At 63.5% G+C, this 15121-nt stretch carries 12 protein-coding genes and 1 tRNA gene; 6 read left to right on the top strand and 7 right to left on the bottom strand.

Annotated elements, in window-relative coordinates; translation table 11 throughout:
* Nucleotide 1: 1 nt before the first annotated feature.
* The 5 genes from AADZ90_RS15360 to AADZ90_RS15340 form a co-directional block, all read right to left on the bottom strand.
* The gene (locus AADZ90_RS15360) at nt 2-1966 is read right to left on the bottom strand and encodes a glycosyltransferase (RefSeq protein WP_411997054.1); all 1965 of its coding nucleotides are present in this window, start codon (nt 1964-1966) and stop codon (nt 2-4) included.
* Nucleotides 1967-1971: 5 nt separating this feature from the next.
* The gene (locus tag AADZ90_RS15355; protein ID WP_367310647.1) at nt 1972-4026 is read right to left on the bottom strand and encodes a hypothetical protein; all 2055 of its coding nucleotides are present in this window, start codon (nt 4024-4026) and stop codon (nt 1972-1974) included.
* Nucleotides 4027-4034: 8 nt separating this feature from the next.
* Nucleotides 4035-5357 (bottom strand): nucleotide sugar dehydrogenase, encoded by a 1323-nt coding sequence (locus AADZ90_RS15350; protein ID WP_367310648.1) that lies wholly within the window; start codon nt 5355-5357, stop codon nt 4035-4037.
* Between the two features lie 402 nt (nt 5358-5759).
* Nucleotides 5760-5835 (bottom strand) — tRNA-Ala (locus AADZ90_RS15345).
* 81 nt (nt 5836-5916) lie between these two features.
* Complete coding sequence (locus AADZ90_RS15340) at nt 5917-6249, bottom strand: TIGR02300 family protein (RefSeq protein ID WP_367310649.1); 333 nt, start codon at nt 6247-6249, stop codon at nt 5917-5919.
* A gap of 116 nt (nt 6250-6365) precedes the next feature.
* Here AADZ90_RS15340 and AADZ90_RS15335 point away from each other — a divergent pair, with 116 nt between their 5' ends.
* Nucleotides 6366-7067, top strand: coding sequence for a M48 family metallopeptidase (locus AADZ90_RS15335; RefSeq protein WP_367310650.1), 702 nt, complete (start codon nt 6366-6368; stop codon nt 7065-7067).
* Between the two features lie 3 nt (nt 7068-7070).
* Entirely contained in the window at nt 7071-7721 is a 651-nt protein-coding gene (locus AADZ90_RS15330; RefSeq protein ID WP_367310651.1) for a GntR family transcriptional regulator, read from the top strand.
* Here AADZ90_RS15330 and AADZ90_RS15325 read toward each other — a convergent pair whose 3' ends face one another.
* Complete coding sequence (locus tag AADZ90_RS15325; protein ID WP_367310652.1) at nt 7722-8366, bottom strand: GntR family transcriptional regulator; 645 nt, start codon at nt 8364-8366, stop codon at nt 7722-7724.
* Nucleotides 8367-8455: 89 nt separating this feature from the next.
* Here AADZ90_RS15325 and AADZ90_RS15320 point away from each other — a divergent pair, with 89 nt between their 5' ends.
* Genes AADZ90_RS15320 through tcuB form a run of 4 tightly spaced genes read left to right on the top strand, consistent with a single transcriptional unit; the run spans nt 8456 to nt 14029 of the window.
* Nucleotides 8456-10054 carry a thiamine pyrophosphate-binding protein gene (locus tag AADZ90_RS15320; protein WP_367310653.1) on the top strand — a complete coding sequence of 533 codons (1599 nt, stop codon included), beginning with the start codon at nt 8456-8458 and terminating at the stop codon, nt 10052-10054.
* A gap of 2 nt (nt 10055-10056) precedes the next feature.
* Nucleotides 10057-11469: an aldehyde dehydrogenase family protein gene (locus AADZ90_RS15315; RefSeq protein WP_367310654.1), complete on the top strand. Its 1413-nt coding sequence runs from the start codon at nt 10057-10059 to the stop codon at nt 11467-11469.
* On the top strand, nt 11466-12884 hold the full coding sequence (gene tcuA / locus AADZ90_RS15310) for an FAD-dependent tricarballylate dehydrogenase TcuA (protein WP_367310655.1): 1419 nt from the start codon (nt 11466-11468) through the stop codon (nt 12882-12884). Before AADZ90_RS15315 ends, tcuA begins: the two co-directional genes overlap by 4 nt.
* On the top strand, nt 12881-14029 hold the full coding sequence (tcuB, locus tag AADZ90_RS15305) for a tricarballylate utilization 4Fe-4S protein TcuB (RefSeq protein ID WP_367310656.1): 1149 nt from the start codon (nt 12881-12883) through the stop codon (nt 14027-14029). Before tcuA ends, tcuB begins: the two co-directional genes overlap by 4 nt.
* Here the strand turns inward: tcuB and AADZ90_RS15300 are convergent.
* Nucleotides 14026-15114 carry a 4-oxalomesaconate tautomerase gene (locus tag AADZ90_RS15300; RefSeq protein ID WP_367310657.1) on the bottom strand — a complete coding sequence of 363 codons (1089 nt, stop codon included), beginning with the start codon at nt 15112-15114 and terminating at the stop codon, nt 14026-14028. The two genes, tcuB and AADZ90_RS15300, sit on opposite strands and share 4 nt — an antisense overlap.
* Between the last annotated feature and the right edge of the window lie 7 nt (nt 15115-15121).

The following is a 15121-nucleotide window of genomic DNA, read 5'->3' as shown; positions in this document are numbered from 1 at the left end:
GTCAGGCGGATCCTTTTACGTCCAAGAAGAGATCGACCGTCCGATCGATAATCTTGTCGATAAGGAACCGCGGCTCCGAATGTCTACGGGCTTCGGCACCCATTCGCGTTAACTCGTCGGCATCGCCGAGCATTTCTGCGAGGAGCGTAGCGATGTCAGGGATCGTCGGCGCTTCTGCGCAGGGCAGGAGACGGCCCGTTTGCCTGTCCTCGACCACCTCTGCCGTGCCGCCCGCGGGGGTCGCAAGTACTGGAACTCCGGCCAGTTGGGCTTCGATCAGGACGTTGGGCAGGCCCTCCATCCGGGCGAGGTGCATCACGAGATCAGCGCGGTGGAGGAAGAAGCCTACGTTCTGCCGCAGTCCGGCGAGGAATATGCGGTCCTCCATGCCGAGGGATCGGATCCGATCTGCGCAAGTTGGGAAATCGTGTCCGCTGCCAACGAGGACGAAACGGGTCGTGGGGTCTTGCTCAGCATAGGCGGCTGCAGCGTTCACCCAAAGAAGCGGCCTCTTGTTGTCGTCGAAGCGGAAGATGCCGAGAACGGTTCGCGAGCAGCCAGGCGAGCGGTGAAGGGTTCGCGCCCACCACTCTTCATCTGCCGGGTTTCCTTCGGGAAGAACTGGTGGAATGGCATTCGGCAAGACGGCGATTCGTCCTTCGCGCAGGCCAAGCCAGTCTTCGTAGGCACAGGCGGTCGCGGCGCTGTTGGAGGAGAAGGTAACGTGGGGCAGGCATGCCAAAGCCCGGTAGAGAGCTGGCATTTCCGGCCTGAGGAGCGCGGGGCGCAGGTTGGGGGGCAGCCCGCGGAAGGAGGTGACGATCCGAGGGACGCCGGCGAGAAGGGCGGCGAGGGCGGCGGACAAGACGCCGCCATCCTGCCAGAGATAGGCGACCTCGATTTCTTTATCGCGGAACCAGCGCAGGAGCTTTGCGGTGTGTTCAGCAAGGTCTTCGGGGATGACAGAAAGCAGATCGCGCACTCCCTCGTCGATACCGTCGATCTTGGGCAATTCGATGTCTGCGAGCACCGTGGTTTCAACGCCTGCACGGCGCAGAACCGGGAGGAAGAAGTCACCGCTTCCCGGGGTCGCATGCCGCACGCAGACTTGAGGGGGCAACATGATCCGGCGCCTGCTCGCGAGGCCGCCGCTTTCGTGAATTGCCTGAAAGGACGAGGCGAGGCGGGTCATCTGACGCTCTGCCCCGCCCGTGCCGAGCTGGCCGGTGAAGAACGCGACAGCCCCGACGCGGGACCGGTCGAGGGGCCGGACCGGGCTGTCAGCGAGTCGTTTGACTATGCTACCGAGGATTTCATCCTCGCGATCAATCGCGCAGCGCCTCAGTATTCGTGCCTTGGTTTCAATGAGATCGAGGACGGCGCGCGAGCTTGCCCCGAGCTTTTCGCGATCAACCACACCTGCTGCAATACGATCAGCCTCGATGTAACGAGACTGCTGAGCGAGGCATTGGATGTAGCGCATTCGGATCGGGCGCGCGCCGGGAAAGGTTGCGAGAACCCCTACCATCATCTCGTCAATTGCGGTGAAGGCGCGCAATTCGCTAAGGCCCATCAGGCGGGTCTCAGCTTGCGTCAGGTCTGCGGGGGCGTCTGGAGTGGCGGCGTGGAGCATTCGCAGACCTTCGGCATTGCGCTTTGCCCGTCGGTGCCAGCGCATCGCCATCCGTAGCGGCAGGACCTCACCTGGGAACATCAGGGCGAGATCCGACCAGAACTCGAGCATCCCATCGCTCTTGCGCTGCTTTTCAACCAGCATCGCCGCCTGAAGGACAAGGCGCGGATCAGCCTTGTAGCTCTTGAGCGCGGGGAGGAGACGGTCGAACGCGGTCTGCGCTTCTTCGGGTCGCCGGATCGCAGCAACAACTCTCTCGGCCTCCGTCAGGACCGACGGCGGCAACGGAGCTGCCGCCGGATCGTCAGGCACAAGGCGCGAAAGTAGCTGCATTCTGGTCAGACGGCCTCGGCTAGCGGCACCAAGGTGCCATCGGCGAGTTTTAGTGAGGCTTCACGGGCCAGGCTCGATGTGTCTTCATCACAGAGGAAGAGGACTTGACGGGCGAAACGTTCTGTCCGGATGGTGTCGCCTATTTCGGAGGCGCCGCGCATCAGCATCGCCCATAGCGACAGGTTCTCCGGGCGTGCTTCCGCCACCGGTTCACCCACCGCGATCGCCTCCGCGTAGCGCTCCCTCGTAAAGAGGATCCGTGCCCGAGCAAGCGGTAGGTCAATCAGGGGCTGTGGTAGCGTGGCGAGCGCAACCTCGAGCCTCTCGAGACCCTGCAGGTCTCCCGATCCCGCGAGTGCCTTTGCCTCAGCTGCGGCCTCGCGCCGCAGACCGCGCAGCGCGACGCGGGCATCGGCGTAGAAAGGGTGAGCGACCAGGAGATCAGACAAAAGGCCGGATCTTGTGGCGAAATCAGCGTCGGACAATGCATCACTCAGCCATTCTTCAAGGAGTGACCAGACTGGTGCAGCCTCGAGCGCCGGACGATCCTGTGCCTCGCGCCAGATACGTATGAACTCGACCGCAAGCTGCCGTCTGTCTTTCGCAGAAAGGTACCGGCAGACGGTGTCGAGTTGAACTGGGTCGAGTTCCGTCGCCCGGTCGAGAAGATCTGCTAGATCGGTCCCTGCGATTTTGCGGATCGCAAGCTCCATCGCTTTGCCTGCGGGGAGGTGATTGAGGAGGATATCGATGTCGTTCGCTGAAAGCGATCTCACAAGGGACGGATCGTTTAACAGAATGCCCGCTGTGCCGAGCAAGGCATGCTGATCCGGCGCATCTGCTTGTATTGCTAGTTGAAAGAAGCCAAGCGCGACACGTTGCGCGCCTCTGTCCATCGCTGCCTGACCTTTGTCGGCCAGCGACCCGCCATCGCTCCGTTTGCCGAGCTTTGCGAGGCGCCGTTCACTTTCCAACGCTTCCGCGAAGCGATCCATGGAGTGGGCCAATTGTGCGTGCCGGGACAGGACTTCGGCATCCTCTGGGCTTGTACGCAAGGTCGCGGCCAGCAGCCCAAGCGCCTCGTCGGCGCGGGTTTCGGCGCAAGCCAGCTGGCAGCGCAGATCGTGAAGCGCAGGCATATCGGGCAGGGCTCTCGAGAGGGCGGAGAGGCGTGCATCGATCCCATTGAGGTTGCCCACTGCGATCATAGCCTCAATATGCGGAACGAGGACCTGGTCGATCGCATCTTCCCCTTCTCGGCGAACACGGTCGTCGAGTTTCTCGAACAGGATCTGGTCAAACCAAGTGTCGGCTAAGGCGTGGCTGAAGTCTTCGGTGAAATGCGCGAGCCCTCGGCTTTCATCCTCGATTGCGCCGGATTGACCATGCCGTTCCATCAAGAGGGTTGGGTCAAAGACTTTGTGGTTGTCGGCCTCTCCTACCTTGTGGATGAGGTCGATCAGGGAAGACCGGCTGCCGATCCGCTCCCCGTCCGGCATGCGCGCGTTGACGTGAGTCATGAAGAGGACATCCGGAAGAAGATCAGCCAGTTTGGCCATGTCTGCGCGCAGTGTCGCTTCGTCGGTCATGGACAGACGGACGCGGCGGAGGAGAGCGCGATCCATCGCTGGAGTGCGGCATTGAGACAGATAAGCATCGATCTCTGCCTGATCGCCGGTCTTCGCGAAGTCCCAGAAGCGGCGGCTGCGGCTGCGGCTTGAGAAGAAGGTCGGGAAGGCATTCGTCAGGTAATTGTATTGGACATGAACGTCGTCGATCATGATCCTCTTGGCTGACGAAATCTCGACGATATAGATGTCCGACGGATCATGGGTGGTCTGCAGAACGGCGTTTCGGTCGGCATCACGGGCGATGTAAGGCCAGAGCTCTGCGGGAGGCTCGAACTCACCTCGCAGAAAGTGTGCGGTCTGAACCGCCTCGCCCGAGGAATGGCAGAAGCCGAGGCTCCGGCTGCGATTTAGTGTGAAACCGTAGCGCTCGCGCGCCAGGCGTAGCGGCGTTGCGATGCGGCAGGATCCGATCGGGGTAACTTGAAACATGTGTAACCTCACAATGCCCAATAAGTGAGCCCCGCTGGCCGGGCTCTTTTGCGGTAGGCACCTCTGATATCCATCAGGACGCCACCGGGAACGATCCGATCCAGAAAGGACGGGTCATCGAGATAGACCCGATGCGGTGCCACCACGATTGCCATGTCGAGGGCGGTCATCTCTTCCATAGTGCTTGGCCAAAGCCCCTGTTTTTCAAGCACTTCCGGTGCGCAGAGGGCATCGTGAACCATCGGGGCGAAGCCGAAGCTTTCCAATTCGGCCACAAGCTCGATCGCCTTGGAGTTACGGATGTCGGGTACGTTCTCTTTGAAGGCGATGCCAAAAATGCCGATCCGCGTGCTGCGCGCAATCCGCCCGGTCTGGACGAGAATTCGAGTTGCCGCGGCGGCGACATGCCGGACCATCCCGTCATTCAGTCGGCGACCGGCTAGGATGATCTCCGGGTGATGGCCCAGTTGCTCGCCGAGCGCCGCAAGGTAATATGGGTCAACACCAATGCAGTGACCGCCGACAAGGCCCGGGGTGAAAGGCACGAAGTTCCATTTCGACGAGGCAGCCTCAATCACCTCGGCAGTTTCGATGCCCGCGGCGTGGCAGATCAGGGCTAGTTCGTTCATTAGCGCGATGTTGACGTCGCGCTGGGTGTTTTCGATCACCTTCGCGCCCTCGGCCACCCGGATGGACGAGCAGCGGTGAAGGCCGGCGTCTGTGACCTCGGCATAGATCCGAGCCACCCGCTCGAGCGCCTCGGGCGTATCGGCCGAGATGTTCTTGACGATTGTCTCTACCGTGTTGTCCCGGTCGCCCGGATTGATTCGCTCAGGGCTATAGCCGAGATTGAAATCCCGGCCCGGCTGTAGGCCTGACTGGTCAGAGAGGATCTTGCCGCAGAAATCCTCGGTCACACCGGGATAGACAGTCGACTCAAAGACGACGAGGTCGCCCTTCTTCAAAAGCGGGCCGATCATGTGGCAGGCTCTCTCCAGCGGGCCAAGGTCGGGGCGTTTCTGCTGGTCGATCGGCGTTGGCACAGTGATCACAAAGCAGGTCGCAGATGCGATATCGGCTGCATTGTCGGCAAGACGCAGCTTGCTCTTGGCAAGACGCTGATCAGCGACTTCGCCGGTAGCGTCGTGACCGGAGCGGAGGCCGGTGATACGGTCAGGGCTGATGTCGAAGCCGATGACCTTTTCGAAGCGTTCTGCCAGTCGAACGGCAAGCGGCAGGCCGACATATCCAAGACCGATGACCGCAATGGTCTCGACCACCTGTTCGACCTTTATCGGCGCCTCGTCGACAGTAATCTCACTGACATACATGCACTTATCCTCCGCCACTCGTTCACCAAGCGGTCGTCACCAAACCAGCAAGCGCAACGACCGCCCAACCTGAGCGGTAAGAGGGAAGTCTGAAGGATTGGTTAAGCGCTGATTTACTTTGTTTATGTCCGAAGGACGGCCAATGGAGAGTGGGAGACACTTTGCTCCTGAAAGTTTCAGCTAGCATCCTTGGGCGCAGGGTCTTTGAAATACTGGCACCAGGACATTCCCGGCGGGTCACCAACCGGCGCCTATCTCAATTGATGCAGCGCTCTCAAAGGCAGTCGGAGCATCCTCTCATCAGGACAAAAAGCCTCCATAGGCGCGCAATTCAGGACTTTTGCCGATGATTCGGCGAATGGCGTAATGCCAAAACAAGGATTAGCCTGGAGTATTTGGATCTGGTGGAGCCTAGGGGAGTCGAACCCCTGACCTCTTGCATGCCATGCAAGCGCTCTCCCAACTGAGCTAAGGCCCCGTACCGGCGAACTGCCGTGCGCCGGTGTGTATTCTGCGAAGGATGCGAAACGCAAGCGGAAAAAGGCCGTTTCGCGTCGGGTCAGTCGTCGTCCCCGTCAGAGGCGACATCGGCGATATCGTCGAGCGAGACGTCATCGTCGTCGTCGTCTTCCTCGAGAACGTCATCGCCCAGATCGACGTCCGAATCGTCGTCGTCATCGTCCAGGACCAGTTCGTCGTCCTCCTCCTCCTTGTCGCGCAGCTTCTTGGTCTGCGCATCCTCTGCGTCGGCGACCATGGTGCGGCTCTTGACGGTATCGATTTCCACCGCCTCGCCGGTATAGGGGCTGACGATGGGGTTGGCGTTCAGGTCGTAGAAACGTTTTCCCGTGGTCGGGCAAACCCGTTTGGTTCCCCATTCTTCCTTGGGCATCGGTGTCTTCCTCTCTCGGGCGTCTTGCAGCGGATCGGCGTCCCCTGCCATATGCGATAGGCCGTGTCAAAGCCCTCTGAGGCGATGATGGCACGGGTCGTCTTGAGGAGCGCGATATGGGACGTCTCGTCCTGCCTGGCAAGCCCCCGATCGAGATCACGCTGCGGCGGTCGCGGCGGTCGCGGCGGTTGTCGCTGCGAGTGTCGAGCCTGGACGGGAAGGTGACCATGACGATCCCCGAACGGGTCGACCAGCGGATGGCGCAGAAATTCGCGGCGGAGCGGGAGGCGTGGCTGCGACGGACATTGCAGGGTCAGCAGCCGCCCAGCCCTGTCGCGGGCGGTGCGACGGTTCTGTTCGAGGGACGCGAGATCCGTGTCGAAACCGGTCCTGAGCGCCGCACGCGGCTGGAGGGCGATGTTCTGCGCGTTCCGGCAAGCCGGGCCGTGCCGGCATCGGTCAAGGCATTCCTGAAGGCGCTGGCAAGAGAGCGGCTCGCCGCCGCCTCGGACAAATATGCCGCGCGCGTCGGGCAGGACTTTCGCCAGATCGCGCTGCGCGACACGCGGTCCCGTTGGGGATCGTGTTCGTCGGACGGGCGGCTGATGTATTCCTGGCGCCTGATCATGGCGCCGCCAGAGGTGCTGGATTACGTCGCCGCGCACGAAGTAGCGCATCTGGTCCACCTCGATCATTCGCCTGCGTTCTGGGCGCTCGTGGGCGAGATCTGCCCGAGTTATGGCACGCACCGCACCTGGCTGCGGGACAACGGGGCGTCGCTTCACCGGTATCGCTTCGACCCTGTGCCGGTGGCGTGAGGGATGCTCTCGTCCGCCTCGAACACTGCGCCCACAAAAACCGCCCATGACCGGATCTACCGGGCGCTGCGCAACCGGATCATGCACGGAGAGCTGGCACCGGGGGCGGCACTGACGATCCGCGGGATTGCAGCGTCTTTCGATGTGTCGATGACGCCCGCGCGGGAGGCCGCGCGGCGGCTCGTGGCGGAGGGAGCGCTGTCGCTGTCGTCCTCGGGGCGGGTGTCGACGCCGGAATTATCGAACGACCGGATCGAGGAACTGGCGGCGCTGCGGGCGCTTCTGGAGCCCGAACTGGCCGCGCGGGCGCTGCCCCGTGCGCATTTCGCGCTGATCGACCGGCTTGAGGCGATAGATGCGACGATCGCGCAATCCGTCGCGCGACAGGACATCACGGGTTATATCCGCGGCAATCTCGACTTTCACCGGACTCTCTATCTGCGGGCGCAGTCGCCGGCCACTTTGGCACTGACCGAGACGGTCTGGTTGCAACTCGGCCCGACGATGCGTGCGCTCTATGACCGACTGCGCCGGACTGCAGCCCCGCAGCATCACCGGATGATCATCGCGGCGCTCCGCGCGGGCGACGAGCCGAGCCTGAAGCTGTCGATCCGCTTGGACGTCACGCAGGGGCTGAAGATGCTGCGGCAGTGATCACTCGTCGGTCAGGATCATCTTGAGCCGGATGCGATGGGCCGCCCGGATATGCGCCCGGGCAAGCGCGTCGGCCTCTGCCTGATCCCGCCGGCCGATCGCGTCGAGGATCCCGCGATGCTCTTTCAGGGCGGTCGAGCGGCGATCTTCCTCTGCCAGCGTCGATTGCCCGAGAAGCGCCATCGAGACGGAGAGGCCGTCGAGGATTTCCAGCAGATAGCGGTTATGGGCGCCATTGTAGATTGCCTGGTGGAAGATCTTGTTGAGCCGCGAGGCTTCCTTGCCGTCGTCCCCGGCGCGCTCTTCCTCGGCGAGGATGTCGTAGGCGGCGTCCAGTTCGGGTTGCGAGATATGGAGCGCGGCGAGGCCCGCCGCCGTCCCCTCCAGCACCTCGCGCATCAGGTAGAGCTCGTTGGCGGACTGGTAGTCGAGTTGCCGGACGATCGCGCCCTTATTGGCCTCGTGGACCACAAGGCCTGCGCTTTCCAGCCGCCGCAGTGCCTCGCGAACAGGCGTGCGCGACAGCCCGAATTGCTCGGCCAGCTCGCTTTCGCGCAGGCGGGTGCCGGGCTTGAGCTCGCCATCGATGATCGAGGCGTGGAGCCGCTGATACGCCTCGGTTGCGGAGAGTTTGGTGTCGCTCATCGTGCGGGTCCTGATCTGCCGTTCTTTATTGTGCCCAATAAAATACAAGTGTATACAATTGTGGAACTGGCCGCGCGAGGGAGGAAGAAATGAACGTGTCCGAAGTGATGGCCACCTATCTCAAGGAGGCCGGGATCGGGCCGGTTTTCGGGTATCCCGGCGATCCGTCGGTCGAGTTCCTCGAAGGGTGCCGGAAGGTGGGAATCGATTTCGTTCTCGCCCGGCGCGAAGGCACCGCCGGTCTGATGGCAGAGGCTTACGGAATGCTGACCGGCAAGCCCGGTGTTGCGCTGAGCACGCTTGGGCCGGGGTCGACGAACCTCGTCAATGCGGTGGCGAATGCGTATCTCGACCGCACGCCGATGATCGCGATTTCCGGGCAGATCGATACCAAGCGGCTGCCGACATTCACCCATCAAGTGGTGGATCAACATGCGATCTTCTCTCCCGTCGCGAAGTATGTGGCCGATGTGGCGCCGCACACCGTAGGCCACGTCATGCGCAAAGCCCACCGGGTGGCGCTGGCCCCGCTTCCGGGGCCGGTGCATCTGTCGACACCGGCCGATGTGGTGGGCGCGGACGCCTCGGACGACCGGATCACCCTGCCGCCGGTCACGCATGTCGCAGCGGGGGCGCAGGTCTGGTCGGATGCCCTGGGCGATTCCGCCGCGCAGATCGGGGCGGCGAAGCGACCGCTGATCCTTTACGGCATCTCGGCGATGCAGAACGACGCGGGCGAGGCGATCGTCACCATGGCCGAGCGGATTGGGGCGGCGATCGTCAGTTCCCCCATGGCGAAAGGGACGGTGGCTGAGGACCATCCGCTGTTCGCGGGCACGCTGGACATGGCGTGCAACGCGATCATGTGGGATCTGCTGAAGCAGTCGGACCTGATCCTCTGTGCGGGGTTCGACGCGGTGGAGCTGATCAAGCCGTGGAGTGTGGACAGCCCCGTCATCCATATCGACGAGGTGCCGAACACCGATCAGATCTATGCGGCCGAGACCGAGGTGGTCGGACCCATCCCGCAGATCCTGTCCGCGCTGGCCGATCAGGTGAGCGCGTCAGACGGGTGGGGCAGCGCAAGGTTGACCGAACATCGGGAGCAGCTTGCGGCGGCGTTTTCCAGCGGGCGGGTCAGTGGCGTTCTGAACCCGTCCGATGTCATTGCAGTGGCCGGGCAGAGCGTTGCCGGGGATGCCATCGTCACGACAGATGTGGGGAGCCACAAGCTGCTGGTCGGGCAGGGGTGGCGGCCGGGCGGCCCGCGTCATCTGCTGATGACGAACGGGCTGTCATCCATGGGGTTTTCCTTGCCTGCCGCCATTGTCGCCAAGATGCTGCACCCGGACCGCGAGGTTGTCTGTTTCACCGGCGACGGTGGCCTCGCCATGGTGCAGAGCGAGCTTCGGCTTGCCGCGTCGATGCAGCTGGGGCTGAAGGTTGTGGTCTTCCTCGACAATTCGCTCAACCGGATCGAGCTGAAGCAGATGGCCCGGCAATACCCCTCGACCGGGACGGTCATCGAGGAGACCAACATCGTGGCCTTGGCCGGGAGCATGGGGTGCAACGGCGTGAAGGTGGAGACAGAGACCGCCCTTGCCGATGCCTTGTCAGCCAAGACGGACGGCACGCCGCTTGTCATCGGGGCGGTGATCGACCCGGCCCAATACCGCGAGCAGTTCTGAGGATGGCGGGCAAGGAGTACCTCACGGGCTGCTTTGTCGGCAGTCACTTCGTGGACACGCGGGATGCGCTTGCGGTCGAGGACAAGTTCCGGCTGAAAGCCCTGGCCAGCGTGTCCGTCGCGACGCCTGATGTGGCAGAGCGGGCGCTGTCGCTTGCCGCCTCGTACCAACCGACGGCCGGGTATCGCCGGGCGGAGATCCTGCGCAGGGTGCGTGACCGGTTGGCGGCGCGGCGCGAGGCATTCAGGGATCTGCTTGTCGCCGAGGCTGGGTTTCCCTTGCGCGATGCGGAAGGCGAGGTGGCGCGCGCCATCGAAACGCTCGCTCTGTCCGCGGAGGAAGCCAAGCGCATCGGTGGAGAGGTTGTCCCGTTCGATGGCGCGCCGGGCGGGGCCGGGCGGATGGGCTTCACGATGCGGGTTCCGGTCGGTGTGGTGGTGGCGATCACGCCGTTCAACGCCCCGCTCAACACCGTCTGCCACAAGATCGGGCCTGCTTTCGCGGCAGGGAACGCGGTTATCCTCAAACCGTCCGAGAAGACGCCGCTGGTCGCCAACCTGCTGGCCAGCCTTTTTGCCGAGGCCGGGTGCCCGCCCGGCGGGCTGGCGGTTCTGCATGGCGGCCCGCCTGTCGCGGAGGCGCTGTTGGCCGACCAGCGCCCGGGCTTCTATGCTTTCACGGGGTCGACGGCGGCCGGGGCCTCGATCCATGCGAAGGCAGGTTTGCGGCGGACCCAGATGGAGCTTGGGTCGATCGCCGGCACAATCATCATGGCCGATGCCGATTTGGATATGGCGATACCGAAATGCGTGGGCGCCTCGTTCCGCAAGGCGGGTCAGGTCTGCACCTCGATCCAGATGCTCCTGGTGGAGCGGTCGGTCTACGACGAGGTGCGGGAGCGATATGTGGATGGCGTCGGGCGGCTGGTTGCAGGGGATCCGGCTGAGGCCGGCACGGATGTCGGGCCGATGATCTCGGTCGCGGCGGCGGAGCGCGTCGAAGGGATGCTTGGCGGGGAGACTGTCCTAACGGGTGGGGCGCGCGAGGGGGCGGTTCTCTCTCCGACCGTGATTGAACGGCCCGCCGATGACAGCCGGGCTCTGACTGAGGAGATCTTCGGGCCGGTCGCCTGTCTGGTGCCGATCGAAGATCTGGAAGAGGCGATCTCGCGGATCAACGGTACGCTCTATGGTCTTGCGACAGGCCTGTTCACATCGGACATCGATACGGCTTTTGCCGCGGCAAGGCGGTTGCGCGTCGGCGGCGTGCATATCAACGAGACGTCGTCCTCGCGCGTGGACCTGATGCCCTATGGCGGCGTGAAGGCGAGCGGGTTCGGTCATGAGGGTCCGAAATACGCCGTTCGGGAGATGAGCGAGGAGCGATTGATCACCTTCTCTGGGCTGTCGGGATGAGCGACTATGACGTAATGGTGGCCGGCGGAGGCAATGCCGCCCTTTGCGCGGCGATTGCAGCGGCGAAAGAGGGCGCGCGGGTCTGCGTTCTGGAAGCCGCGCCTAAGGTCTGGCGAGGCGGGAATACACGTCATACCCGGAACTGTCGGGTCGCCCATGACGAAGGCAACGGCATCCTGACCGGTCCTTATCCAGTCGACGAGTTTATGGATGATCTGCTGCGGGTGACGGGCGGCGACACGGATGAGGAACTTGCCCGGCTGACGCTTGAGAAGTCAAAGGAGCTTTGGGATTTCCTCGAGGCGCAAGGAGTTCGCTTCCAGCCGTCGCTGGGTGGGACGCTGTCGCTGGGGCGAACGAATGCCTTTTTCCTGGGCGGTGGCCGGTCGATGCTGAACGCGCTTTATCTGACGGCCGAGTCAGCGGGGGTCGAGGTTCGGTATGACACGCGTATCACCGGCGTGAAGGTCGAAGATGGTTTCTTCCTGTCTGCGACGGCCGAGGAGAACTGGGACGGCGAGAACAGCCGCACCTACGACATTTCCGCTCGGACCTTCGTTGCGGCGGCAGGCGGGTTCGAGGCCAATCTGGACTGGCTGGAAGAGGCGTGGGGGCCTGCGGCACAGAACTTTCTGATCAGGGGCACGCCTTACAATACCGGCGGCGTCCTCAGGATGCTGATGGATGCCGGGGTCGAGACGGTGGCCGACCCTAAGCAATGCCACGCCGTCGCCATCGACGGGCGGGCGCCGAAATTCGACGGCGGGATCGTCACCCGGCTCGACTGCGTGCCGTTCGGGGTCGTGCTGAATGCGGAAGGGCAGCGGTTCTATGACGAGGGTGAGGACTTCTGGCCTAAGCGCTATGCGATATGGGGGCGGCTCGTGGCCGATCAGCCAGATCAGATTGGCCATGTCATCATCGACGCGAAGTCGATCGACCTGTTCATGCCGTCCGTCTTCCCGCCGGAACAGGCGGAGACGCTGGAGGAGCTGTCGGAGAAGATCGGTCTTGATCCGGCCACCGTCGGCAAGACGATTGCGGAGTTCAACGCCGCCTGCCGCGTCGGCACCTTCGATCACACGATCCATGATGACTGTACGACAGTAGGCCTGGACCCGCCAAAATCGCACTGGGCCCGACCGATCGACACGCCGCCCTTCTATGCCTATTCGCTGCGGCCCGGGATCACGTTCACTTATCTGGGCGTGAAGGTGAACCGCGATGCGCGGATGGTGATGGAGGACGGCACGGCGAGCCCGAACCTGTTCGCTGCGGGAGAGATCATGGCGGGCAACATCCTTGGCCGCGGCTATCTTGCCGGGATCGGCATGACCATTGGGTCGGTCTTCGGCCGGATCGCGGGGGAGACGGCGGCGAAGTCTCTCCGTAACCTCGAGGAGGTGGCCAGATGAACGCTCCGAACCTGGCTGAGTTGGCGACGTCGTCGCAATCCGAAGTCGCGCGGCAGATGTCGATCTGCAATGCCTGCCGCTATTGCGAAGGGCTCTGTGCCGTCTTCCCTGCGATGGAGCTGCGGCGGGTCTTTTCGGGGGGCGACACCGACTACCTCGCCAATCTCTGCCACAATTGCGGGGCGTGCTATTACGACTGCCAGTATGCGCCGCCGCATGATTTCAAGGTCGATGTGCCGAACGCGATGGCCCGGCTGCGGGAGGAAACCTACGAGCGCTACGCTTGGCCCGCCTTCGCGCGGCCTCTGTTCCAGCGGAACGGGCTGTGGGTGGCGCTGGCGCTGGCGGTGTCGGTCGCGCTGTTCCTTATCGGATTTGTCGTCGCTTCCGACCCGGCGTCGCTGTTCGCCGCGGGGACGGAGCCGGGGGCGTTCTACCGGATCATGCCGCACAACGCGATGGTGGCGCTGTTCGGGAGTGTCTTCCTGTTCGGGTTGTTCGCCATCTTCATGAGCTTACGGTCATTCTGGATGGCCTCCGCGACGGGACCTGTCACGTTGCGAGGCCTGTGGGAGGCCACGCGGGCGGCGGCCACGATGCGCTATCTCGATGGCGGCGGCATGGGTTGCATGAACGAGAGCGAGAAGCCGACCGACCGGCGGCGGCTCTGGCACCATTTCACCTTCTATGGCTTCCTGTTGTGCTTCGCGTCGACCTCGACCGGAACGCTCTTTCACTACGGTCTCGATTGGCAGGCGCCTTATCCGTGGTGGACGCCTGTGAAGGTCTTCGGCGTGCTGGGCGGGATCGGGATCGTCGTCGGGCCGATCGGGTTGATGATGTCCCGCAAGCAGCGCGATCCGGAGTTGCGCGAGTCTACGACGGGGCTTGGGGCGGCGTTTCTCTGGATGCTTTTGCTACTGGGGGTGACAGGGCTTATCCTGACCGGGTTGCGGCACACCTCGGCAATGGGCCTGCTATTAGCCATCCATTTGGGCGTCGTCTTCGCCTTCTTCGCGACGATGCCCTACGGCAAGTTCATGCACGGGTTCTACCGGTTCCTGGCTCTTGTGAAGTATGCGCATGAGACGGGTTTGTCTCATGGGGCCGAGAAGTCCGGAGATGCGGCGGCTCAGCGCGGCTAGGTCGGCCAGGTTGCGCTGCTGACGAAGACCTCTCCGGCGGCGATCTTGCGCGCCGTGCGGAGGAGGCCTGCAGATTTCACACGGATACCGGTGCCGGTGGGTTCGTAGTCGAGGATCACGTCGATCGCGCCGGTGGGATGCTCGATCGTGACGGTTGCAGGCGGGCCGGAGGGGCGGTTGGCCAATCCATCCGCAACGGTTGCGGGTGTCATCGCGCATGTGGCGAGGCATTGGGCGCCGGTGACGGCCATCGTGGGATGGCAGGCCCACGGCATGAAATAGCGTGCCGCGATGGCGCCACCTTGGCGCGGCTTGGCGAGGATGGCGAATTTCGGGGTGACGGATTTGGTCACGTCGCCGAGGCCCATCATCGGCCCGGCGGCAAGGCGGACCTTCTCGATCCGGTCGAAGAAGGTGCGGTTCTCATCAAGCTCTTCGCGTGTCTCGTAGCCGGTCAGGCCGAACGCCTCGGCCTTTGTGATGACGATGGGCATGGCGACGTCCATGCAGGTGACCTCGATCCCGTCGATCAGGTCGATGGATTTACCTGTGGGGAGGAGGGCGCCGGTGCTTGACCCTTCCACTTCCATGAAGGCCAGTTCGACGGGCGCGGCCGTGCCCGAGACGCCATCGATGGCGGTGCCTCCCTCATAGGTCGGGGTGCCGCCGGGGGTCTGGACGGTCGCGATCACCCGGGCGCCGGTGTTGACCGCGCGGATCTTCACCTCCGTGACCTCACCCTGCGGCACGATGAGGCCCATCTCAAGCGCGGCCGGGCCGACGCCGGAGAGGATGTTGCCGCAGGTCGGGCCGAAATCGACGAGGCGGTCGGTGACGCTGACCTGGGCGAAGAGGTAGTCGATGTCGGCCCAATCGTCCTCAGACGCAGAGAGCATCGCGACCTTGGTCGTCACGGCTGCCCCGCCGCCGAGGCCGTCGATGTTTAGGGGGTGTCCGGAGCCCGTGACCTCGATCAGAACCCTGGAGAGTGTTTCGCGATCCTTCGGCAGGTCTGATCTTCGGAAATACGGCCCCCGCGAGGTGCCACCGCGGAGGAAGAGGAAAGGGATCGCGCGCTGGGTCATGGCCCTA

The organism is Aestuariibius violaceus (genome assembly GCF_040779325.2).
Taxonomy (GTDB): Bacteria; Pseudomonadota; Alphaproteobacteria; order Rhodobacterales; family Rhodobacteraceae; genus Aestuariibius; species Aestuariibius violaceus.
This window is presented reverse-complemented; position numbering and strand designations above follow the sequence as displayed.

Coding starts and splice junctions, on each gene's coding strand:
- AADZ90_RS15360 (WP_411997054.1), bottom strand. CDS start 1,966: ATGCAGCTACTTTCGCGCCTTGTGCCTGACGATCCGGCGGCAGCTCCG.
- AADZ90_RS15355 (WP_367310647.1), bottom strand. CDS start 4,026: ATGTTTCAAGTTACCCCGATCGGATCCTGCCGCATCGCAACGCCGCTA.
- AADZ90_RS15350 (WP_367310648.1), bottom strand. CDS start 5,357: ATGTATGTCAGTGAGATTACTGTCGACGAGGCGCCGATAAAGGTCGAA.
- AADZ90_RS15340 (WP_367310649.1), bottom strand. CDS start 6,249: ATGCCCAAGGAAGAATGGGGAACCAAACGGGTTTGCCCGACCACGGGA.
- AADZ90_RS15335 (WP_367310650.1), top strand. CDS start 6,366: ATGGGACGTCTCGTCCTGCCTGGCAAGCCCCCGATCGAGATCACGCTG.
- AADZ90_RS15330 (WP_367310651.1), top strand. CDS start 7,071: ATGCTCTCGTCCGCCTCGAACACTGCGCCCACAAAAACCGCCCATGAC.
- AADZ90_RS15325 (WP_367310652.1), bottom strand. CDS start 8,366: ATGAGCGACACCAAACTCTCCGCAACCGAGGCGTATCAGCGGCTCCAC.
- AADZ90_RS15320 (WP_367310653.1), top strand. CDS start 8,456: ATGAACGTGTCCGAAGTGATGGCCACCTATCTCAAGGAGGCCGGGATC.
- AADZ90_RS15315 (WP_367310654.1), top strand. CDS start 10,057: ATGGCGGGCAAGGAGTACCTCACGGGCTGCTTTGTCGGCAGTCACTTC.
- tcuA (WP_367310655.1), top strand. CDS start 11,466: ATGAGCGACTATGACGTAATGGTGGCCGGCGGAGGCAATGCCGCCCTT.
- tcuB (WP_367310656.1), top strand. CDS start 12,881: ATGAACGCTCCGAACCTGGCTGAGTTGGCGACGTCGTCGCAATCCGAA.
- AADZ90_RS15300 (WP_367310657.1), bottom strand. CDS start 15,114: ATGACCCAGCGCGCGATCCCTTTCCTCTTCCTCCGCGGTGGCACCTCG.